The organism is Myxococcales bacterium, from assembly GCA_016720545.1.
Classification (GTDB): domain Bacteria; phylum Myxococcota_A; class Polyangia; order Polyangiales; family Polyangiaceae; genus JAAFHV01.
In genome coordinates, this window is the sequence record JADKKK010000009.1 from 25,547 (window position 1) to 46,262 (window position 20,716).

Genomic DNA, 20,716 nt, shown 5'->3' on the forward strand with positions numbered 1-20,716 from the left:
TCTTTGGTGGCGCTCAGTTGTCGCGCGCGGCGGCGGTCGGTGCGGCCGCCGCGGGCGGCGCCGGCGGGATGTCCTTGGGCGCCTCGGCGGCGGGCACCGTGCGGATGGTCGCGGTGCCGCGGCCGGAGGAGAGGCGCGCGCTCCCGAACACGATCTCCGAGCCCGTGACCGTGCCGGTGGAGCGCACGGTGCCGTTCGGCTCCTTCTTGAACGCCGCGGTGAGGATGAGCCCATTGACCTGCACCTCGGGCTTCTCCACGACGAGGTTCGCGGGAGCGCTCACGAACGCCGCGGTGTTCTCGTCTTGGTCTTCGGCGCAGCCCGTCACCGTGATCGTGTAGCCCGTGGGCCTCGTGAAATTGGGAATGAAGTCCGGATACTCGTCCACCGTGCCCGCCTTGAGCGACGGGGGCACGCAGTCGGGAGCCGGGAGGAGGCGGCACACGGTCTCGGCGCTGCAGGCTTGCGGGCACTTCTGCGCGGGCTTCCGGTCGGCGTTGGTGAACTGCGCGCGCACGATGCCGGTGGCCGGATCGACGATGAAATCGCCCCAGAGTTGGATCTGCACGGGCACCGGCTCCTGGATGTCGAGCAGCGCGAAGTACGTGCCGCTCTGCATCACCTTCGTCGGGCGCGCGGCGGAGCAGCGGAAATCGTACGAGAACAGGATGCGCCGGCGGGTGGTGGTCGCGCGGCTCTCGTCGCGCGAGGTGAGCCCGGGCTCGATGAGCAGGGCGAGCTTCTGCCCCACAGGCAGCGGCGCGGTGGGGCGAATCACGAGGCCAGCGTCGTCGCCGAGGATCTCCGCCGTGCCGCCGAGCACCTCGACGCCGGAGGCCTCCGAGGGGTTCTGCGTATACGAGAACAGCGCCTTGAGCTCGGCGTCTGGTTTCCCCTGCTCGTCGGCGAGGTTGCCCTCGAGGTCGGTCTCGAGCGCGACCACCTTGAGGTTGAGGGTCTCTTTGCGGATCGATTTCGAGAACTCGAGGACGAGCGGCGCCTTGGTGTCGGTCAGGACGCCGTCTTTCGCGCCGCGGATGGTCACCTCGGGGGGCGCCACGAACGACTCGCAGCCGGCGCTGCCGGTGGCGACGACGAGCGCGGGGGCGGTGAGCGCGAGGAGCGCGGCGACGAGGCGTACGCGAGGGAAGCCGAGGGCGAGGAGGGCGAGGGGGGCGCGGCTCGGGCTCATGGCGTGACTCTTTCGGGGGTTCATGGGAATCAGAAGAAGAAGGTGGTGCGCCCCTGGAGGAGCACGGAGCGCGCGGCGTAGCCGTCCACGTCCTTGAACGCGTCGCCGGGGAAACATACGGCCCCCTCGAAGTCGAACGCGAAGTGCTCATACATCTTGTATTGCACGCGCCCCGCGAGCTCGGTGCCGTAGAACGAGCCGGGCTTGCCGCCCGCGAAGTTCTGGAGATCGTCAGCGATCTTCACGCCGTCGCGGCGCTGCTGCGAGAAGATGGGGTCGATGACCGGGGCCGGCGCCCACGCGACGAGCACGCCGCCGCGAATGAGCAGGTTGTCGACGGGCCTCACGTCGACCTGCGGGAAGATCGCGAACGCGTTGGTGAACGCGCCGTTGGTCGCGACCGACTCGACGGGGATGGTGGGGGCCTTCAGCGACTTCAGGAGCTCAGTCGCCGCCGCCGCCGTGCGCCCGGTCTGATAGGCCAGGAGGTGCTTGAACATGAGGAGCCCCACGTTCGAGTCGGGCGAGAAGTTCATCTGCGTGAGCGGCGTGCCCACCTGCGGATCGGAGTCGCCAGAGGCGTAGTCGGTCTCGAAATACAGGCTGAACTTCGGGCGGTCGTAGCGCACGACGCCGCGGAGGCCCACCTGCCGCACGGCCTGGCTCGCGGCCGGGTCGTTCGAGATCACGCGCAGCGCCTCGGACACCTCGCGCGTCTTGCCGAGGATGCCGACGACGTCGACCCCGGCGAACAGGTCGGCGAACCGCGCGGCCACGCGACCGCCGACCGCGTTGATGCGCGTCTCGTTGCGCGAGTCCCACCGGTAGGCGTGGAACGCGCGAACCTCCACGTCACGCAGGTCGCGGGTCACCTTCGGCGACAGCCACCGCATCGCGGTGACCCACTGATGCACGTCGTCTTGAGGATCCAGGGGCGTCGCCCACCACGCGGTCGTACGCGAGGATGAGGAACCCGCCGTTCGACTCGGTCTTGTCGCGCAGCGCCTTTGGCTTGAAGGCCTCGAGGGGCTTCGTGGCGAAGAGGATGCGGTCGACCGAGTTTCCGCGGTTCGCGAAGCCGAAGCGGTTCGCCCGCCCGTCGCCGTCGTTCAGCGCCACGGCGGCGCCGGCCGTGGTGGCCTGTCGCCCCACGCGGAAGAGGCCAATCGGCGTGGAGATGTCGCCGTAGAGTCGGCGAATGAAGAACGCGTCGGCCGCGCAGTTCGTGTACGAGTAGCTCTTCGGGTCGAAGGGGTTGCCCTCGCGCAGGCCCATGCAGAGCCGCGCCGAGTTCACGTTCTTCGAGTTGATGTTGGCGCCGCTCGACGACTCGGGCGGCCGCGCGAGGTCGCCGTTGTCGCCCCAGAGCACGCCATCGAGGGCGTCGATCGAGGTCGTGATCTTCACCTTCTCTTGGTAGTCCACCGCGCCGTCGAGGCGGAGGCGGTGCCTCATCCACGAGGCGTCGCGCGGGCCTCGTCGGTGAGCGCGAGCGGGCGTATCGTGAGCATGTTGGCGCGGTACTCGGCGCCGCCGCGAAAGCCGAGATCGCCCAGCGCAAAGCGGGTGGGCGGGGCGACGGGATCGTGGTCCGACCAGGGCTCCGGCGGGTTGGCGCGCGCGGGGCGTGGGGTCGCGAGCGTGACGAGCGCGAACAGCGCGAGGGAGGTGGAGGCGAGGGGGACGAGGGACCGCACCCCAAGACGTTCCCACGAAATCGCGTGGGCGCCTCGTCTCATTTTCGTGCAGAGTGCACGGGGGCTGGGCAGCGAGGCTCGGTGGCTCAGCCCACGAGGCGAGCGCGCACCTTGGCCAGCACGGGCAGGTCGGCCGGCGGGAAGCTCGCCGTGGCGAGCATGGCGAGGTCGGCCCAGGCGAAGGCCGCCACGTCGCGCGCCTCCGGCTCTGCGCTCCCGGGGCGCCGTGTGGCGTCGAAAAAGAGCAGCAGCACGGACTTCCCCGCGTCGTCGTACCGGTGGAACGTGACCTCGACGATGTCCCCGATGTCGGCCTCCACGCCGAGCTCCTCGACGAGCTCGCGGCGGAGGGCACAGCGCGGGTCCTCCCCGGGCTCGACCTTCCCGCCGGGGAGCTCCCACATGTCCTCCAGGTGCGTCCCCTTCTTTCGCTGCGACACGAGCACACGGCCACCCTCGATGATCACGGCGGCCGACACGAGGACGGTGGGCGAGGGCGGCGACGGAGAGGCGGGGTTGGCGGGGCTGACGGGACTTGCGGCGGTCACGGGGCGAAGGTAGGTGGCGCTCGCCGAGCCGTCCACGGGTCCGCGCGCGCCAGCGATTTCCGGCCCATGTGCGCCGCTTCTCGTCTAGCCTGCACGCGCCATGAATCCGCACACGTCCCCCGAGCAGCATCCCCACGCAGCGCCGCGCTCCGCCCCTCTCCCGGTCCTCCAGGCCGCGAAGTGGCCGCCGGACGACGACGCGCTCCCCTCCGGTCCACCCGGCGGCGCGGGCGGCGGTGGCGGCTACGGAGGCGGGGACGACGGCGACTTCAAGAAGGGCGCCACGAAGCCGGCGATGATCGCCATCGGCGCGCTGCTCGTGGCCGGCCTCGGCGCCGCGCTCTTCTTCGGCTTCCGCAGCGACGCGCAGAAGCCCACCGCGAAGGAGATCGCGGAGGACAAGAAGGCCATCGCGCTGCTCACGAAGGAAGAGCAGCTCCCGAAGTGGCGCCTGTGGGCCGCCCGCCAAGACGGCGCGAAGATGCAAGAAGAGGCGTTCGCGCAGCTCGCCTGGGCGAAGGACGCCGAGGGGTTGCCCCTCATCATCAAGGGGCTCTCATCGGGCGACCACCGCGTGCGCGGCACCGCGGCCACGGCCCTCCTCGAGTACGGCTCGCCGGCCGCCGACTCGGCGAAGCCGGCGCTGCTCACGGCCTTGAAGGAGGCCGACGCGAGCGACAAGCCGCAGATCGTGTGGGCGCTCGCGGCCCTGAAGGAGACCTCGGCGTTCGACGAGGTGCTCGGCGAGTACCGCCAAGGCCACCTCGCCAAGGTCCAGCGCCTCGATCAGAACCCGGCCTTCGATCCCGACGTGCTCGCCGGCATGGTCAGCCTCGACAAGCTCGCCCAGCTCACGAAGGACCCGAGCGAGAGCGTGCGGCAGCTCGTGGCCACGGTGCTGTCGCGCACGGGCGACGCGAAGTGGCTCCCGCAGCTCACCGAGCTCGTCACCGACAAGAGCGTCGACGTCGCGCGCGAGGCGGCCGTCGGCCTCGGCAAGATCGCGAACGAGTCGTCCATGACGCCGCTGCTCGCGGCCCTGAAGAACGCCGACAAGGACTCGCGCCCGCGCTTCCTCGAGGCGCTCCGCGACGGCGTCGGGGCGAAGGGCCTCGTGCTCGCTCTGCAGAGCGTCCAGAAGGACGTGACGACGGTGAAGGGCCAGGCCGACCGCGAGAAGTTCCAGACCAAGCAGCTCTTCGACATGATGCGCGAGCTCGAAGACCCGCGCGCTGGCGATCCGCTGATGGCCTATCTGAAGACCGAGCCGAAGCCGCACTGGAAGACCGAGGCCGCGCTCCGCATGGCGGAGATAGGCGATCTGCGCGCGGTGCCCACGCTCGCGTGGCGACTCCGGCAAGATCCCCTGAAGCTCTACGACAAGGACAAGGATCCGGAGTACCGCCTCGACGACAACGAGCGCGTTGTCTCGGCGCGCATGCTCGCCGACCTCGCGGTGCTCTACCCCGACAAGCACGAGGAGATCCGGAAAGAGGCCTACGAGGCCGTGATGTTCTGGATCACCGACAAGCCGCAGCCGCACGCCAACGGCCTGCGCTTCGTGGCGGCGGTCGACGCCCGCGAGGCGATCCCCCAGATGAAGAAGTGGGCGGATCCGAGCACCCCCTTCCCGAAGGAGGGGCAGCAGCAGATGCCCGAGTCCTGGGCCACCGCGCAGAGCGCGCTGCGCTACGCCGGGTGGATGAAGGCCGACTGGGGCCTGCTCGAGCGGCAGTTCGGGCGTCGCCCGAAGGACACCGACGTCACCATGGAGGGGCTCCAGCAGGGCGGCCTGGCGGTGCTCGGCATGACCCTCCGCGCGCTCGGCGTGGGCGCGTCGCACGGCATGGCCCAGTGGGGCGACTCGAAGGCCTACCCCATTCTTGTAAAGTACATCGAAGACAAGCAGAACAACGAGCAGGCGCGCCTCGAGGCGTGCTTCTCGCTGGGCTGGGTCTCGACAGACGAGCAGATGAAGGAGGTCGTGGGGAAGGTGAAGTCCTTCTCGCAGACCGACCCCAAGAGCCAGATGATCCGCGCCTGCTACCTGGAGACGCTCATCCGGCGCCCGGTGCCGCAGGCCACGGCCGGCCTCATGGACCTCATGCGGGCCGACGTCGATCTCGAGGTGCGCCACCAGGCGGCGCGCGCCATCGGCTTCGGCGGGCTCACCCCCGCCATGGCGAAGGAGCTCTTCGACAAGCTGAAGGACCCGAACACGCGCTCCGACGCGACGCTCGCGCTGCTCCTCGGCGGCGACGTCGACACGGTGAAGCGCGCGCTCGCCACCTACAACGACGCCGATCCGGCGGCGATGGAGGAGCTCAAGGTCACCTACAACCAGACCTTCGGCTACTGGTCGGATCGCAACTACGAGAACGGCGACGTGGCCCGCTGGATCGAGAACGCGAACGCGTGCGCGCGGGTGCGCGTGCGCGACGCCCTGCAAGACTGGCCGCGCCTCATCCTCTCCCGCGCGCTCCAGGGCATCGAGTACGACAGCGGCCCGCACTCCATGACCCGCGTCCAGCTCCGCGTGCGCCTCCTGAAGGACGCGCGCGGCGCCGACGAGAAGAAGCGCACGCAGGCCATCGAGATCCTCAAGTTCATGAAGGAGAAGGGCGTGCTCATGGCGCTCAAGGGCGAGTCGGGCCCGCACGCGCCGCTCGCCGCCAAGGCCTTCTTCGAGGTCATGAACCCCAAGATCGTGAGCGAGAGCCTCCCCGACGCGCGCACCCCGCACGGCGCCCATGTCGTCCCACCCAAGTGAGGGCGTGACGGGTGCCGGCGGCCGCTCCGCGCGCCCCTCGGGCTCCGCGGTGAGAGCGCCCGTCACCGTCACGAGGCTCGCCCTGCTCGGCGCCCTCCTCGGGGTCGCCGCGTGCGGCGCGACCCCCGTGGCGGTGGAGCCTCCCGCGGGGCCGACCGTCGTGGCGACTCACCTGTCGTCGAAGGAGGGTATCGCCCTCGAGTCCGCCTGCGTGGCCTCGGGCACCGAGCGCTGCTTCGACGCAGTCGACGACAACTGCAACGGCGTCATCGACGAGGGCTGCGGCATCGGCACGGGGCTCCTGCAGTTCACGCTCGCCTGGGGTGACAGCCCCGCGGACATCGACCTCATCTTGACCGAGCCCAAAGGCATGAAGGTGTGGCAGGGCAACCGCACTTCGCGCTCGGGCCTGCGCCTCGATCGCGACTGCCCGGGCGAGGCGGGGTGCCATGGGCAGAACATCGAGAACATCTTCCTCGAGTCCGGAGATCCGCCCCGCGGTCGCTACACGCTCGAGGTGAAGCTCATGGAGCTGAACAACGCCGAGACGCCCGTGAAGGTGCGGCTCGGCGCGCGAGTGGGCGGCCAGGTGTTCAGCGCGAAGCTCGAGCTGTTGCCGGGCTCCACGACCGACAAGAAGACGTTCACGTTCGATATCTGACGGCGGCGGGGGACGGCTCGTCAGCTATCGGAGTCGATTTGGGCGATCAGGTGGCCGAGGGCGAGGAACGAGGTCGTCGTGTGGGCCTTCGCGTCCGCGATCCGCCACAGCTCGCGGTCCTGGGCGTCCATGCCCACGAGGTCGATCGTGTCGCCGGACCACGCGCTCTTCCGGGTGATCTCCCGGCCAGCGCGGAAGACCAGTGCGCCCTCGTGGGTGAGGCAGACGAGCCCGTGGTGGCCCGAGAGGTACACCCGGTCTGCGGTCGCGAGCGCGGCGGCCGCCCGAAACGTGAGGTCGATCCCTCCTCGCTCGCTCCCGGTCGCCAGATCGAAGAGCGCGACGTGTCCTGCGGGATCCCTCGCCGTCGCCAAGAAGACGTTCCCTCCCGCGACGAGGACGCGATCCAAGGGCTCTCGGACGGGCCTCTCCCAGCGCAAGTGGCCGGTGGTGGCGTCGATCGCGACGAGACGCCCCTCGACCAGGCTGAGGAGTGGCATCGGCGCGGGCGTGGCGCGATAGGTCTGCATGGGCCCAGCATGCCCTGCGAGCGGACTCGCCTTCAAGGGACGCGTGCGCGCCGTCCCGGCGACCGCGCCGCGAGCCTTGTGCGTGGGGCGACGCGAGCGGCACGCACCACGACATTCATGACTTGCCCATGCACGCCCGTGCTAGTCGCAAGGCTCATGCAGACGCGCGAGACGGCCGCCTCTTCCCTCGCATGTCGCGCACGTCGCGAGGGGTCCGCGCGACTCGGCCGGCGGGTGGCCGAGCTCATGTGCCTGCTCGGGCTCACGGGGTTCGCCTGCGGGGGTCGGTTGGCCGCAGACGACCCGCCGGACGGCGTCCCCGACGCGGGCCCGTCCGCCGCGCCCTCGAGCGATCCGCGCGACGGCGCGCTGGGCCTTGACTCATCGGTCGACGCGAGCGACGGGGCCCAAGACGCGGCCCGAGACGCGGGTCCCGGGGATCCCTGCGTCTGCACGGACACCCTCGCGCAGGTCGCGGGCACGTGCGAGTTCGAGGTCGCCGATCGACCGATCCGCTGCGTGAAGGACATCACGGACTCCGCGGCTCCCGTGACGCTCGACCTCTTTCGCAGCTGCATCACGGGCCCCCCTCCCTCGTGGACCCCGGGCCTCACGCCGACGCGCATCGAGCAGTGTGACTGCACGCCCGGCGAGGCGCGTCGTCTCTGCGTCGCCTACCGGTGAGCTCGAGCATCAAGGGATCGCGGGTTCCGCGGCGGCGCCGAGGAGGCTCTTGGCCACCGAGTTACTCGCAGTGCACCGCCGGATCCGGGGGCATGCGTACGAAGAACGGGTGGGGCGCGACAGGACCCAGCATGACGTCGAACCACGACTTGATTTGGGTCACGTAGCCGTACCCGCCCGGATCGGTGGCCTGGAGCCCGTTCAGCGCGCTCTGGTTCGCGATGAAACCGCGGCCGCCCTCCGAGCCCTTCAGGTGAGACAGCAGACCCGTGATGATGTTGCCGCCCGTGCCGAGTCCGTTGCAGTACTGGTTGGGGTAGGTGACCGCGGCGGCCTTGCCATTCCCGGACGCGTTGACGAAGTAGAACCACGCGCCCATGGCCACGTTGCACGCGACGCTGGTCATGACCGACATATGCTGGGTTGGGCCGTTCACCGCCCAGAAATCGGAATTTCCGCTCTCGGCCGCGTGCGCCGCGAAGGACGCGGGCAGGGTGCACCCGGCGCAGGTGAGCCGGGCCTTCGAGGCGAGCACCGAGACCTCGTGCACCGTCGAGCTGAAGCGCACCTGGAGGAGGCCGACGACGGGATCGTTCGCCTGCTTGCCGCCGACGTTTCGCGTGGCGTAGGCGTCGCGCACGGTGACGGTCGGGTTGTAGCCCGACTCCTTGGAAATCGCGGCCGCGAGGAACGCCCAGCACGGCTCGCGCGGCCAGACGGCGGGCCCGAAGGCCTCGCAGGTGCGAAGGATCGCGTCGATCGCCTGGGGGCGAATCGCGGCAGACGGCTGGCTCACGAGCGTGTCGATGTAGCCCGACACGGTCGCCGCGCCGGCGGGGTTGCCCGCCGCTCCCGTGCAGTCGAGGCCTCCCGCGTCGGGATCCGGGGCGGCCCCGTCCTCGGTAGTGGCGCCGTCCTCGGTCGTCCCGCCGTCGTTCGGAGGCTTTGGGCTGCCGTCGGGCGCGACCCCGACGTCGGGGGTCGTCGTGGTGATGGGGCCGTCGCTGCCGGCCTCGCTCTCACCGCCGGGGGCGGGAGGATCGCTGGAGGAGCACCCGGCGAAGAGGGCGAAGGCGACGGCGGTCGTCGCGGTGGCGTAGCCAAGGACTCGAAGGGCGCTCATGGTTCGTTCTCGTTGGGCGTGGCGTGTGGCGCGGGCGTGCGATGTGTCGAGCGTGGCGCGTGAGCTTTCAATAGACGAAGCGCACGCCGGGGCATTTGGCCACGATGAAGTCGTGCTCCGGGCCCGAGCACAGGCGGGCGAGCGGCGGCGTGAGCGGGGGCATGCAGTTGATCGTGCCGTCGGGAGGGCAGGTGTAGCCGGCGTCGCCCGCGTCGCCCGCGTCTGCGCAGGCCCTCTTGGTGCACCCAACGGTGGCGGCCGTGCAGGTGCAGGTGTTGCACCCATCGGTCGCCGGGAAGGTGGCGCCGTCGGGGTAGACCTTGCCGTCGTAGGAGCACGCCCCACCGGCGTCGACGCGCGCGTCGGAGGCGCCGTCTGCGCCGCCATCAGGCGCGCAATAGCGCTCCGTGCACGCGAGGCCGCCGGCGAGGCAGGTGCACGTGTTGCATCCGTCGAGCGACGGAACCGAGTCGCCGCGGGCGATGGTCTTCCCTCCGAGCTCGCAGACGCAGGGCTCCACGCTGCACTGGACGCGCCCGCTCGAGGTGCACGTGCAGGTGTTGCAGTCGAAGGCCTTGAAGGTGTCCCCAACGCGGTAGGTCGCGCCCCCCGAGGTGCACTGCACCTCGGACGGCTGCGGGTCCGCCAGGCAGCCCACGCCGAGCAGCACGAGCGACGCGGTCGCGGCGGCCGAAGAGACGATGAGCCGGGCGGTTCCTGGGAGCTTGGCGTGGACCATGGCGTCAGTGTAGCGCGGTTGGACGCGCCGCGTGGGCGCGCAGGCACGCCAGCCTGTGCGGCAACATCGTCTGTCGACGATCACGCGGCGTGGCAGTGCGCGCGCGCCCTCCCAACGACCTGAGGCTCGTCGGTCGAAGGCAGCCACCGCGGGTCGTCAGGAGGGGATTCTTGGCTTCGCTCTGGGGATCTGTCAGGTATTCGTGCCGGCGCCCCGTCGCCGTGAACAAGATGCGAATCCCCAGCATCGCGAGCACGACGAGAGCGCCCGATACGTCCATGCTGTTCCCGAAGTGGCTACTTGAGGTTCTGTGCGATCGCGCTCTGCGTGTCCGCGATGCGCTTCAGCACGTTCGCGAGCGTCGACATCATCTTGGACGCCCGATCCATCGTCATCTGGAGGCGCAGCGACTGCATCTCCCCGAGCTCGGACAAGGAGTCGAGTCCGGTCGGGAGGGGGGCCTTCACTCCGGCGCGCCGCTGCTTGCGGTACTCGAGGAAGCGGCGGAGGTCCTCCTTGGTGCGCTGGGTCTCCTTGAGCTCGACGAGGACCGCCCGGAGATCCGCTTCGGCGTCGCTCGCGGCTTGCGCCATCACGATGAGAGCCAGGGCCTCGATGTCGGTGCCAAGGGCGCCGCCACGCAGGCTCGCCGCGGCGTCGCGCGCGTGCTCTTGGGGGCTCTTCGTCGCGCGGGTGTTCGCTGCGCGCTCGAGGCGAGCCCGATAGTCGCGCGCCGCGGCCTCGAGCTGCTTCCTTGCCTCCGGACGGAGTCGGGCGACCAGCGCGCCTTGCTGCGACACGACCGCCTCGGGGGTGGGCGTCGCTCGGGCGTCGAGCGCGGGCGCGGGAGCGGAGCTCGGCTCCGACGCCGCCGCGGTGCCGAGCGACGCGAGCAGAACGAAGGTCGAGGCGAGCGCGGAGCGCGACACGGTTCCCATGCGGAACGGTTAGCAGAATTCTGCTGGAGGACGAATCGGCTCACCGTCACTCACAGTGGCCGAGCTCCTGGTACCGGTTCACCCACGCCTCGTCGCCGCCCGGCTGGTCGACCGGTCCGTAGCTCGCGCGGATCACCCAGCGCCCCTGCTCGCAGTGGCGCGACGGGTGGACCGGGTAGGGCGCGCGCACGCGCACGCGCCACGCGGGCCGACCCTCGAGCTGCGCGGGGGTGACCTCCACGCTGCCCGGGGGCAGCGCGACCCCTACGTCGCGGCGCACGACGGCCGCGCGCGCGAGCGCCCAGGCGAACGCGATCCGGTCGGCCCGCGTGACGACCTCGAGGGAGAGCACGTCGTCCTTGAGCTCGGGCTCGCGGGTCACGGCGATCGTCGCGCCGCCCCGGAGCGCCTCGTCCTCCTCGTGGAGCTCGGGGAGGGCGATCTCGTGGCGCACTCGGCAGCGAGGCGCATCCCCCGCGACGCCCGACGCGAGCGCTCCGTCGACCGGTAGCCCCCCGTCGAAGGCGTCTTCTCGTCCCTCGGGGCAAGGCACCGCGGGGCCTGGGCGCGCCTGGCTTGTGCGCAACCGCGAGCACTTGTGGCCCTTCTGCTCGATCCATAGGTCGCCGCCCGCCGTGAGGCTCAGCCCCTCGGCCGCGCCCACGCCGGTGTCGCGTAGGGTGAGCGCGGCGCCCCGGAGCGCGACCTCGCACAGGTGGTGCTGCTCGCAGGTGAGCAAGAGCCTCTTCGGTCCAGAAGGCGCGGCCCAGGGCAGCCCGAGCTCCGCGGGCTTCGCCTCTGTCACCCTCTCCTCGAGCACGACGGGGCGCGAGCGCGCGATCACCTTGCCTCCCCCATCCAGCGCGACGAGCCGGAAGGCGGCGCCCTCCGCCGCCGCGAGCACGAACGCCCCCTCGATGCGGCCCATGAGGAGCAGTCGCCCGCCGGGCGCGTAGATCACCTCCGGCGCGAGCGCGTCCGCCCGCAATACCACGAGCTCGTGAACGGGCGCGCCTGCCCTGTCCGCGCGCACCCGCACGGCGACGGCGCGGCGCGCGTCGGCTGTGGGCACGAGCGTGCTGAAGGTGCCTCCGCGGGTCCCGTCCTCGGAGGTGATCCGGGGCCCGTCGGGGCCGAGGCGCGTGGTGCCGTGTCTCCACGAGGCGAGCCAGCGCAGCTCGACGTCCTCGTCGGTCGCGGGGCCTGGGTGGCTCGGGGTGGCTACACCCGAGCGGAACAGGAGCGCGCCTCGCTGCGCGTACAGCGTGCCGCGCACCTTCGCCGCGCAGTCCTCTCGGTCGACGTCGACGAGCTGAACCGGTGGTGCCTCGGCGGGGGCGCTCGACGGCGCGACGCGCCCCGTGGCCGCCGGGATGACGACCAGCCGCGTGCTCCGGGGCGCAGCGGGGGCGCCGCACGCCGACAGCGCGAGCGCCAAGAGCGTGCAGGTGGGGCGGACCGCGGAGGTGGGCATTCGCAAGTGGACGCGCCGCGGCGGCGCGTTGTCGAGCGGAAAGCGGAACGGCCTCGACGCCCGCGGGCACGCGCGCGGCTCCCCGCGCGCGATCCACTTCGCGAGATCGGCGAAGCTCACGCTCTTGCCCTGCATCAAGAGACCCACCCGGAAGACCCGCCCCGCCGCCCAGACGCACGTGAGCGCGGTCACGAGGACCGCCGCGAGCGCTGGCTGCCACCACGGGACGCCGGCGGGCGCCGCGAGGCGAGCCGTCATCAACATGGGCGTCGAGAACGGCACGAACGACCCAACGACCGCGATCTTGGCCCCCGGATCGCGAAGCACCACGCCGAGGAGCCACAGCGGCATCGACATCGCCATCAGCCGCCTTGGCCTCAACCCTGGGGTGTGCGAGAAAGCCGCGATGAAGAGCCCAACCGCGGTCGCCCAAGCGCAACTCGACGCCTACAACGCCCAGGATCTGGACGCGCACTGCGCGCAGTTCAGCGACGACGTGTTGGTCGCAGACCTCAACGGCGCCGTGACCATCGACGGCCTCGCCGCCTATCGCGAGCGCTACGCGAAGGTGTTCTCCGAGTTCCCGGAGAATCACGCCGCGCTCGTCAGCCGCATCGCGGTGGGCAACGTGGTCATCGACCACGAGCGAGTCACGCGCAGTCCGACCACGCCGCCGTTCGAGGTCGCGGCGATCTACACCATCGCCGAGGGCAAGATCCGAAGGGTCGACTTCGTTCGCTGAACACGGTTCTCCGCCGGTCGCGAGGCCGTGGCGTGGGCCTCATAGAGTCGCGACGACGTGCCCTACGCAGCGCGCGATGGTGGTCGCGAGGGGAGCGTGCCCTATCCCGAGGCCGCGGAGCTTCGCGGGGTCGAGGAACGACATCCAGCGCGTGCTGAAGGGCGAGACGTCGCTCGTCGCCGTCTCGTCTTCGACGAGCGTGGGGCGCGCCCCGAGCTCGTCGCCCAGCATCTCGAGCAGCTCGCGGAGCGTCGGCGTCTCATCTTGGGTCTGATTGACCGCCTCGCCGACGACTCGAGCGTCGCCGAGCAGGACGTCGATCGTGCGGGCGACCTCCTGCGCGTCCACGTGCCGCACGCGGCGATCGAGGAAAGCCGCGCGGATCGGCGCGCCGCCGAGCATATGTCTGATGTAGCGAGCGATGCGCTGCTGGTCGTCGCCCGGGCCGTTCACGATCGGGATTCGCAGGCGGGTCGACGGGAGCCGCCCGTGCGCGCGGACGAGCGCGTCCTCGCACGCGCGCTTGCCGGTACCGTAGTCCCACTGAGACCCGTCGCGCCCCCCGGGCCGCGCGATGGTGGGGCCGTCGTAGTCCTCCTCGCGCGAGGGGAGTCGAGGGCTCTCGCGAACGAGGTAGACCTGGCCGGTGCTCACGAAGAGGTAATGGCCCACGCGGCCGGCGAAGACGTCGATCGCCCGCTCGATGTCGCGCCCCTCGAAGCCGACAAGGTCGACGACGGCGTCGAACGTACCCTGCACGCGGGCGAGGTCGGTGGTGCGATCTCCCGCGAGCCGGGCGACGCGATCGCCGAACGGATCGCTCCGTGTGCCGCGCGTGAAGAGCGTGACGCGATCGCCGCGCGCGAGCAGCCTCGCGACGAGGTGGCGACCGAGGAATCCGGTCCCGCCGACGACGAGCACCGTGCGGCTCATGGCGCGACGCAGGCTTCGGGCCGCGCCCGCTGAGCGCGGCGGAGACAGCGGGGACGAGGGAGGGCGCGTGCGCTCACTTCGCGTACTCGCGTGAGAGCGCGACGGCGACGCGCACGATCAACGCGTACGGGATCGGGCGATCGAGCGGGAACGTGAGATTGCCCTTGGCGTTGCGGTAGCCCGACGTCGCCTCGATGAGCGCGGCGTCGTCGCGAACGGGCGGGTAAATGCCAACGTGCTTCTTGAAGGCCCCGAAGTAGAAAAATGTTCGAGTGAGCCTCAGCGCCGGCATCCCGTAGCTGAAGGTCTCGATCGCCGAGGGCACCGCCTCCTTGACGCCCCTCCGGATCTCCTCGAGGGCAGACCTCGCCACGGGCGAAGCCTGCGAGATGTACGCGTCGATGTCGGCAGCGGTCCCAGCCATTTCGAGACTCCAGCGGGCAGAACGACGAGGGCCACCCCCGGTCGTCCGAGGCCTGAGAATGCCCTCAAATCCGCGCGAGTGGGAAAGGAATATTCCCTCCCGTTTCGCCTCGTGGCTCGGAGACTAACCGGGCGCGCGCGCCGTCTTCGCGAGCTCGGCGAGCATCGCCTCGAGGTTCTCGAGGCCGCCGCGCTCCCCCTCGAACCGCCGGCTGAGGCGCATGTCCGGAGTCAGTCGATAGGGGCTCTTCTTCTCACGCACGAGCTCGGTGACCTTGCGCGGATCGAGCGTGGTGTCCTCGCGCAGGTGCAGCGTCACCTGCCGGCTACTCGCCTCGCACCCGAGCACGCGGAGGCGGCGGAGCTCGGTCTTGAGCGCCATGAGCCGCACCAGGCGGCGGGTCTCGGACGGGGGCGCGCCGAAGCGGTCCTCCATCTCCTGGGCGAGCTCGTCGACGTGGGCTTCGTCGAGCGCGCTCGCGAGCCGCTTGTAGAGCGAGAGGCGCACGCCCACCTCTGCCACGTAGCTCTCGGGGATGAGCGCCTCGACGTCGACCGACAGCTCGGGGTCGACCTCGTGCACCACAGGCTCGCCGCGGAGCTCGTGCACGGCGTCCTCGAGCATCTCGCAGAAGAGCTCGAACCCCACGCTCGCGACCGTGCCCGACTGCTCGCCCCCCAAGAGATCGCCACCGCCACGCAACTCGAGATCGAGCGACGCCACCTTGAAGCCCGAACCGAGCTCGGAGTAGCGCTCGAGCGCCTCGACCCGCGCGCGCGCCTCGTCGGTCATCGCGTCCTGCGGCGGCACGATGAGGTAGCAGTAGGCGCGCTCGCGCGAGCGGCCCACGCGCCCCCGCAGCTGGTAGAGCTGCGACAGGCCGAACAGATCGGCGCGGTCGATGAGGATGGTGTTGGCCCGGGGGATGTCGAGGCCGCTCTCGACGATCGCGGTGGCGCACAACACGTCGTAGTGGCCCTCGACGAAGTCGAGCATCGTGCGCTCGAGGTTCGTCTCCGTGTCGAGCGAGCCGCTGCCCGTTCGCCGCTTCGACTGCGTCATCTGCCCGTGGGCGACCGCGATGCGGGCCGTGGGCACGAGCTCGTGGAGGCGCTGCGCGCGCTCGTACAGCCCCTCGACCCGGTTGTAGACGTAGAAGACCTGGCCGCCCCGCGACAGCTCCCTCGTGACCGCCTCGCGGAGCACCTCGGCGTCGAACCGCGTGAGGATGGTGCGCACGCTCCGACGGTCGCTCGGGGCGGTGGTGATGAGCGACAGATCGCGGAGCCCACCGACGGCCATCTGCAGGGTGCGTGGGATGGGCGTGGCCGTGAGGGTGAGCACGTCGACCGAGGACTTTAGCTGCTTGATGCGCTCCTTGTGGGTGACCCCGAAGCGCTGCTCCTCGTCCACCACGAGGAGCGAGAGCGTCTTGAAGTGGACGTCCTTCGACAGGAGTCGATGTGTGCCCACGAGGACGTCGACTTTGCCCTCTTTCACAAGCGCGAGGGTCTCGTCTTGCTCCTTCTTCGACTGAAAACGCGAGAGGCACCGCACCGTGATGGGGTATCCCTGGAGGCGCGCCTCGAAGGTGCGGAAGTGCTGCTGCGCGAGCACCGTGGTGGGGCACAGCACGCACACCTGGCGCCCCGCCATGGCCACGCGGAAGGCCGCGCGAATGGCCACCTCGGTCTTGCCGAAGCCCACGTCGCCGCACACGAGCCGGTCCATGGGGCGCGGCGCCTCGAGGTCGCGGTTCACGTCGTCGATGGCGCGGGCCTGGTCGGCGGTCTCCTCGAAGGGGAAGGTGGCCTCGAACGCGCGGTACTCGTCGTCGACGGGGGGCAGCGCGTGGCCCTCCTGGGCCTTTCGCTCCGCGTAGAGCCGCAGCAGCTCGTCCGCCATCTGCCGCACCTCGCGGCGAACGCGGGACTTGGTCTTCGCGAAGGTGGTGCCGCCGAGTCTATCGAGCTTGGCGGACTCCACCTCCGAGCCGGAGAACTTCTGGACCTGGTTCAGCCGGTAAACCGGCAGATAGAGCTTGTCGGCGCCCGCGTACTCGACGACCAGGAGATCGACGACGTGCGCGCCCACGCTCTTGTGGATGAGGCCTACGTAGCGGCCAATGCCGTGCTCTACGTGGACGACGAGGTCGCCGACCGCGAGCGAGCGCAGGTCCTCCAGGAACGCCGTCTTCGTGTCTCTCGGCCTCGCCACCTTTCGGTGGGCGCGCTCGCCGAAGATCTCTTCCTCGGTGATGAGCGCGAGGGCGTCGGCGGGGAGCACGAGGCCCGCGGACAGGGCGCCTGGCACGAGCTCGACGTCGACCGAGGCCGCGCTCGGCGTGAGAACGTCGGCGGAAACCAGGTGTATGGTGCACGTGACCCCTTGGTGCCCGAGGAGACCTGCGAGGCGCTCGGCCTGGGTGGCCGTGCGGGCCGTGACGAGCACGCGGAAGCCCGACTCGCGCAGGTGGGCCACGCGGCGCACCAGGGGCTCGAGGCTCGGGATGCGGCCCTTGGAGGCGCGCGCGCGCTGCATCGCGGCCGACAGATCGCCGTGGTCGAGCGCGCCGAGCGCCACCGCGGTCGCGCTCGCCTCGGCGCGGGCGTAGGCGGCGAGGCCCTGCTCGGCGCCGCCGGCGACGGCGGCGCGTGTCACGGGGACCACCCGCAGGCCCGCGAGCGTCGCGGCGACCTCGGCCTCCGCGATGTAGAACGCCTCGGGCGGGAAGTGGACCGCTCCCGCGCGGGCCGCGGCCTCACGCGCCGCGCGGTCGAGCTCGTCGCGCACGGCGCGCGCGATGACCTCGGGATCGTCGAGTACCACTGTGGCGTCGGGCGGGAACAGCTCGCAGGGAGAGGACAGCTCGGCGTAGTACGCCGGCAGGAAGCCGTCGGAGCCGAAGAACGCGCGGCCGCTCGCCACGTCGTCGGCGAGGGCGCGCGCGCGGAGCGTGGGCACCTCCAAGGTGTCGCCGAGCTCGGCCACGCGCGCCCGCGCGCGCGCCGCGTTCTCACGGGTGAGGAGCGTCTCGCGCACGGGCGGCAGCAGGAGCTCCCTCTCGGCGCTGTCCTTGTGCGTGCGCTGCTCGAACGGGTCGAAGCGCTTGATGCTCACGACGAGCTCGTCGTAGAGCTCGACGCGCGAAGGCTCGGAGTCCTCCGGTGGCCACACGTCGAGCAGCGCGCCGCGCACGGCGAAGGTGCCGCGGTCTTCGACGAGCGGCACGCGCAGGTATCCCCCTTCGGCGAGGGTTCTGAGGAGGGCGTCGCGCGAGACCTCCTCCTCTGCGACCACCCGGGACGTGTGGCCACGCACGATCGCGAGCGGCACCACGCGCCGCACGAGGGCGGCGGCGGTGAGGCACACCACGCGGTACGCACCTCGGCCGAGCCGCGCGAGCGCGGCCACGCGGGCCATCTCGCCACGCCGATCGGGGTTCACGTCGGCGTAGGGGGAAGCCTCGGGTGTGGCGAGCACGAGCGCGTCGTGAGGTCCGTGCGTGGGCCCGAGGTAGAGGCTCACGTCCTCGCGTGCGCGGGCCGCGGCGTCCGCGTCGGCGACCACGAGGAAGACGGGCCGCGCGGTGTCGCGCGCGAGCGTCGCGGCCACGGCCGCAGCGGCCGAGCCGCGGGCGCCCGTCACGTCGACGCGCCGCGCGCCACCGAGCCGCGAGGTGATCTCGCGGAGCCGCGTCGCGCCCGTCACGGCGAGGTCGGGTAGCGGATCGCTCAGCGAGGGATCCCGCCGGATCGCGGCCGCGAGCGCGGCTTCGTCTTGATCGGCCTCGCCGGCCGCTGTCTTGGTCGCGAGTCGCTCGCGCAGGTTGCTCTTCACGGTATCTCCGGGGGCTGTTCGCGGGGGAGGACAGGCGTGGGGCTCGCGGCCGGAGGTGTCGGCGCGAGCAAGCGGAGCCCTGCGGGCACGACCACGAGCGAGGCGACGAGGCCCGCCACGGAGCCGATGGCGCCGACCGCGCCGAGGTCGAAGAGCCCCTCGAAGCGGCACGCGACGAGCGCCCCGAAGCCAGCCGCGGTGGTCAGCGCCGTGGCCGCGGAGAGCGGCGCCTGCTTGTCGAGGGCGGCGTCGATCGGATCGGCGGTGCCCTCGCTCCCGTCGCGGCTGCGCGAGCGCTCGTCGGCGGCGTGGAGGAGGAAGAGCACCTCGTCGAGGGTGATGCCCAGCAGCACGGGCAGGACGAGTGCATCATACACATGCCAGCGAATGTTGAGGACGCGCATGGCGACCCCCACCATCGCGATCTCGGTGGCCAGCGCGAGCAGCGCGAGGGCGACCGAGCGCACGCTCCGGAGCGTGAAGCCGAGCGCGACCCCCACGAACACCGAGGCCAGCAGCGCGATGCGCGGCAGGTCGTGGACGAGCGTGCGGCGCAGAGAGACCTCGAGCGCCGCGAAGCCCGTCACGACGGCCCGCGGCGAGGCCCCACGGAGCGTCTCGCGGAGGCGGAGGTCCTTCGCCGGATCTCCCGTCGGCCGCACGTACGCGGCCACGTAGTGCTCTCCCTTGTAGAGCTGCACGTGGCGCGAGACCACGAGCGACAGCGGCCCGCGCCCCTCCAGCGGGATACCAAGCGTCTCGGTCTTGGGATGCTCGAGCGACGCGGACGCCTCCGCGAACGCGTCGGCGTCGAAGCCCACCGCGTCGAGGGTCTCGCGGAGGAGACGCGCCTTGGCGGGAAGGTCGAGGCCGTCGCGCTCGAGGAGGCGTGCCCGCTGCGTGAGCCTGGAGGGGATGTAGGTGGTCATCGCATCGAACCCGTCGATCGTCCCGTCGGCCACGAGCGGCTCGAGCGCCTCGGCGACGGCGTCGATCTCGGCGGTCGCGCGGTCGAGGTCACGGTCGTGCACGAGCACGATCCACTGATTCGGGCGCCCCCCGAAGAGCCCGTAGATCGCGTCGCTCGTGCGCAGGGGAGCGAGGGCCGAGGGGCGGAGCGCGACCACGGCGTCCCCCGTGCGTGGGAGACCCATGAGCACGAGCGCTCCGACGAGCGCGGGGAGCACGGCGAGCGCGGCCCACGCGCGCCCACGGCCTCGGGTGAGCCGGGAGACCCCGCGGACCCACGCGGCTGGCGCGCGAGCCGCAGGGGTCCCGCGCTCGAGCCAGCGGCCCACGTCGGGCGCGAAGAGCAGGATGGCGATCGCGGTGAGCACCTCGCCGACCGCGCAGAGCACGCCCAGCTGGCCGAGGGCGGCGATGTCGGAGATGCCGAGCGCCCCGAACGCGAGCCCAGCGACGACCGCCGCTGTGAGCGTGGGCCGGGCAGAGGTGCGTCGCGCGATCTCCGCCGCCGCCTCGGGGCTGTGACCCTTCGCGCGTGCGTCGAGCAGGGCGCCATACACGTGCACGCCCGTGTCGACGCCGACGCCCACGACGACCGAGGTGAACGCGACCGAAAGAGAGGAGAGGCGCGGGTACACGAGCGCAGCGATCGCCGTCGTCCACACCGTGCCCAGCATGAGCGGCGGGAGCACGGCGAGGAGCGCGCGCGCGCGCCGAAACGTGACGAGGAACATCACGGCGGAGAGGACGAACGACAGCGCCGTGCTGAGGTAGAGATCGGTGCGGATCATGCGCTCGGTCGCGTAGGCCACGGCGTGCCCGCCGGTGAGCTCGAGGCGCACGCCGGGGTGGGCTCGTCGCACCTCGCCGAGCTCGCCCTCCACCTCGCGCACGAACGTCTCCGCGGCCTCGGGGTCGAACACTCGGCCCTTGGGCTCGAGGACCACGAGCCGCGCGCGCCCACCGTCGGCGACGAAGCGGCCCTCCCCGTCGGCGGTCACGCCCGCGGCGAGCTCGCTCCGGCCCTCCCATGGCAGCGCCGAGAGCCGCAGAGGATCGCGACGCAGCGCCTCGCTCGTCTCGGGCGAGCCGGCGGGCGCGAGGAGCAGCGAGCGGGTGCCCTCGAGTCGCCGGCGCATGCCGGCGGGCGTGAGGGCGTAGGCCAACGCCGCGCGGGCGCCCGGGCCCGCGTGGAGCCAAGCGAGCGAGGGATCGGGCGGCTTCGGCTGCGGCACCGAGGCCACGACCCGCTCGACCGTGGCGCGCCCCTCGAGCCTGCGCGAGGCGTCCTCCGTCGCCGCCGTGACGCTCGCCGGATCGTCGCCCCGCACGAGCACGAGGCCCACGTCGCCCCCACCGAACGCGCGCGTGAACGTCGCGAGCGCCTCGGCCTCGGGACCTTTTCGGGAACAGGTCGGTGAGATCGCCGGAGAGTCGGAGCCGCGAGCTGACGAG

General features: G+C 71.5%; 18 protein-coding genes. 4 read left to right on the plus strand and 14 right to left on the minus strand.

Annotated features, from left to right (window positions below; all coding sequences use genetic code 11):
• Positions 1–13: 13 nt before the first annotated feature.
• The 5 genes from IPQ09_17600 to IPQ09_17620 all read right to left on the minus strand — a co-directional run bounded on the left by IPQ09_17600 (position 14) and on the right by IPQ09_17620 (position 3,437).
• Entirely contained in the window at positions 14–1,192 is a 1,179-nt protein-coding gene (locus tag IPQ09_17600; GenBank protein ID MBL0195999.1) for a hypothetical protein, read from the minus strand.
• Positions 1,193–1,221: 29 nt separating this feature from the next.
• Positions 1,222–2,106 (minus strand): hypothetical protein, encoded by an 885-nt coding sequence (locus IPQ09_17605; protein ID MBL0196000.1) that lies wholly within the window; start codon positions 2,104–2,106, stop codon positions 1,222–1,224.
• Positions 2,045–2,647, minus strand: coding sequence for a hypothetical protein (locus tag IPQ09_17610; protein ID MBL0196001.1), 603 nt, complete (start codon positions 2,645–2,647; stop codon positions 2,045–2,047). Before IPQ09_17610 ends, IPQ09_17605 begins: the two co-directional genes overlap by 62 nt.
• Positions 2,644–2,889: a hypothetical protein gene (locus IPQ09_17615; protein MBL0196002.1), complete on the minus strand. Its 246-nt coding sequence runs from the start codon at positions 2,887–2,889 to the stop codon at positions 2,644–2,646. Before IPQ09_17615 ends, IPQ09_17610 begins: the two co-directional genes overlap by 4 nt.
• 86 nt (positions 2,890–2,975) lie before the next feature.
• Positions 2,976–3,437 (minus strand): (deoxy)nucleoside triphosphate pyrophosphohydrolase, encoded by a 462-nt coding sequence (locus IPQ09_17620; GenBank protein ID MBL0196003.1) that lies wholly within the window; start codon positions 3,435–3,437, stop codon positions 2,976–2,978.
• A 100-nt stretch (positions 3,438–3,537) separates the two neighbouring features.
• Between IPQ09_17620 and IPQ09_17625 the strand changes: the two genes are divergently transcribed.
• Together IPQ09_17625 and IPQ09_17630 are read left to right on the plus strand one after the other, a co-directional pair.
• On the plus strand, positions 3,538–6,207 hold the full coding sequence (locus IPQ09_17625) for a HEAT repeat domain-containing protein (GenBank protein ID MBL0196004.1): 2,670 nt from the start codon (positions 3,538–3,540) through the stop codon (positions 6,205–6,207).
• A gap of 49 nt (positions 6,208–6,256) precedes the next feature.
• A complete protein-coding gene (locus IPQ09_17630; protein MBL0196005.1) occupies positions 6,257–6,868 on the plus strand; it encodes a hypothetical protein in 612 nt (203 codons plus the stop codon).
• A gap of 20 nt (positions 6,869–6,888) precedes the next feature.
• Here IPQ09_17630 and IPQ09_17635 read toward each other — a convergent pair whose 3' ends face one another.
• Complete coding sequence (locus IPQ09_17635) at positions 6,889–7,398, minus strand: PQQ-binding-like beta-propeller repeat protein (protein MBL0196006.1); 510 nt, start codon at positions 7,396–7,398, stop codon at positions 6,889–6,891.
• A 234-nt stretch (positions 7,399–7,632) separates the two neighbouring features.
• On the opposite strand from IPQ09_17635, the gene IPQ09_17640 reads away from it, so the two are divergent.
• Positions 7,633–8,082 carry a hypothetical protein gene (locus IPQ09_17640; protein MBL0196007.1) on the plus strand — a complete coding sequence of 150 codons (450 nt, stop codon included), beginning with the start codon at positions 7,633–7,635 and terminating at the stop codon, positions 8,080–8,082.
• 61 nt (positions 8,083–8,143) lie between these two features.
• On the opposite strand, the gene IPQ09_17645 is transcribed toward IPQ09_17640, so the two are convergent.
• From IPQ09_17645 to IPQ09_17660, 4 genes are all read right to left on the minus strand, one after another.
• Positions 8,144–9,205 carry a hypothetical protein gene (locus IPQ09_17645; protein MBL0196008.1) on the minus strand — a complete coding sequence of 354 codons (1,062 nt, stop codon included), beginning with the start codon at positions 9,203–9,205 and terminating at the stop codon, positions 8,144–8,146.
• A gap of 67 nt (positions 9,206–9,272) precedes the next feature.
• Entirely contained in the window at positions 9,273–9,944 is a 672-nt protein-coding gene (locus IPQ09_17650) for a hypothetical protein (GenBank protein ID MBL0196009.1), read from the minus strand.
• A gap of 296 nt (positions 9,945–10,240) precedes the next feature.
• A complete protein-coding gene (locus tag IPQ09_17655) occupies positions 10,241–10,882 on the minus strand; it encodes a hypothetical protein (GenBank protein MBL0196010.1) in 642 nt (213 codons plus the stop codon).
• 46 nt (positions 10,883–10,928) lie between these two features.
• Positions 10,929–12,719: a hypothetical protein gene (locus IPQ09_17660; GenBank protein ID MBL0196011.1), complete on the minus strand. Its 1,791-nt coding sequence runs from the start codon at positions 12,717–12,719 to the stop codon at positions 10,929–10,931.
• Between the two features lie 43 nt (positions 12,720–12,762).
• On the opposite strand from IPQ09_17660, the gene IPQ09_17665 reads away from it, so the two are divergent.
• Entirely contained in the window at positions 12,763–13,098 is a 336-nt protein-coding gene (locus tag IPQ09_17665; protein MBL0196012.1) for a nuclear transport factor 2 family protein, read from the plus strand.
• 39 nt (positions 13,099–13,137) lie between these two features.
• Here IPQ09_17665 and IPQ09_17670 read toward each other — a convergent pair whose 3' ends face one another.
• From IPQ09_17670 to IPQ09_17685, 4 genes are all read right to left on the minus strand, one after another.
• Entirely contained in the window at positions 13,138–14,031 is an 894-nt protein-coding gene (locus IPQ09_17670) for an NAD-dependent epimerase/dehydratase family protein (GenBank protein ID MBL0196013.1), read from the minus strand.
• Between the two features lie 73 nt (positions 14,032–14,104).
• Entirely contained in the window at positions 14,105–14,455 is a 351-nt protein-coding gene (locus tag IPQ09_17675) for a DUF1801 domain-containing protein (GenBank protein MBL0196014.1), read from the minus strand.
• A gap of 123 nt (positions 14,456–14,578) precedes the next feature.
• A complete protein-coding gene (gene mfd / locus IPQ09_17680; protein MBL0196015.1) occupies positions 14,579–17,878 on the minus strand; it encodes a transcription-repair coupling factor in 3,300 nt (1,099 codons plus the stop codon).
• A 413-nt stretch (positions 17,879–18,291) separates the two neighbouring features.
• Positions 18,292–20,607: an MMPL family transporter gene (locus IPQ09_17685; protein ID MBL0196016.1), complete on the minus strand. Its 2,316-nt coding sequence runs from the start codon at positions 20,605–20,607 to the stop codon at positions 18,292–18,294.
• Positions 20,608–20,716: the final 109 nt, after the last annotated feature.

Bases quoted from the DNA above. Each gene is read 5' to 3' on its own strand.
- IPQ09_17655 (MBL0196010.1), bottom strand. From the start codon at position 10,882: ATGGGAACCGTGTCGCGCTCCGCGCTCGCCTCGACCTTCGTTCTGCTC.
- IPQ09_17660 (MBL0196011.1), bottom strand. From the start codon at position 12,719: ATGGCGATGTCGATGCCGCTGTGGCTCCTCGGCGTGGTGCTTCGCGAT.
- IPQ09_17650 (MBL0196009.1), bottom strand. From the start codon at position 9,944: ATGGTCCACGCCAAGCTCCCAGGAACCGCCCGGCTCATCGTCTCTTCG.
- IPQ09_17675 (MBL0196014.1), bottom strand. From the start codon at position 14,455: ATGGCTGGGACCGCTGCCGACATCGACGCGTACATCTCGCAGGCTTCG.
- IPQ09_17665 (MBL0196012.1), top strand. From the start codon at position 12,763: ATGAAGAGCCCAACCGCGGTCGCCCAAGCGCAACTCGACGCCTACAAC.
- IPQ09_17670 (MBL0196013.1), bottom strand. From the start codon at position 14,031: ATGAGCCGCACGGTGCTCGTCGTCGGCGGGACCGGATTCCTCGGTCGC.
- IPQ09_17635 (MBL0196006.1), bottom strand. From the start codon at position 7,398: ATGCAGACCTATCGCGCCACGCCCGCGCCGATGCCACTCCTCAGCCTG.
- IPQ09_17610 (MBL0196001.1), bottom strand. From the start codon at position 2,647: ATGAGGCACCGCCTCCGCCTCGACGGCGCGGTGGACTACCAAGAGAAG.
- IPQ09_17600 (MBL0195999.1), bottom strand. From the start codon at position 1,192: ATGAGCCCGAGCCGCGCCCCCCTCGCCCTCCTCGCCCTCGGCTTCCCT.
- IPQ09_17645 (MBL0196008.1), bottom strand. From the start codon at position 9,205: ATGAGCGCCCTTCGAGTCCTTGGCTACGCCACCGCGACGACCGCCGTC.
- IPQ09_17625 (MBL0196004.1), top strand. From the start codon at position 3,538: ATGAATCCGCACACGTCCCCCGAGCAGCATCCCCACGCAGCGCCGCGC.
- mfd (MBL0196015.1), bottom strand. From the start codon at position 17,878: ATGGCCCGCGTGGCCGCGCTCGCGCGGCTCGGCCGAGGTGCGTACCGC.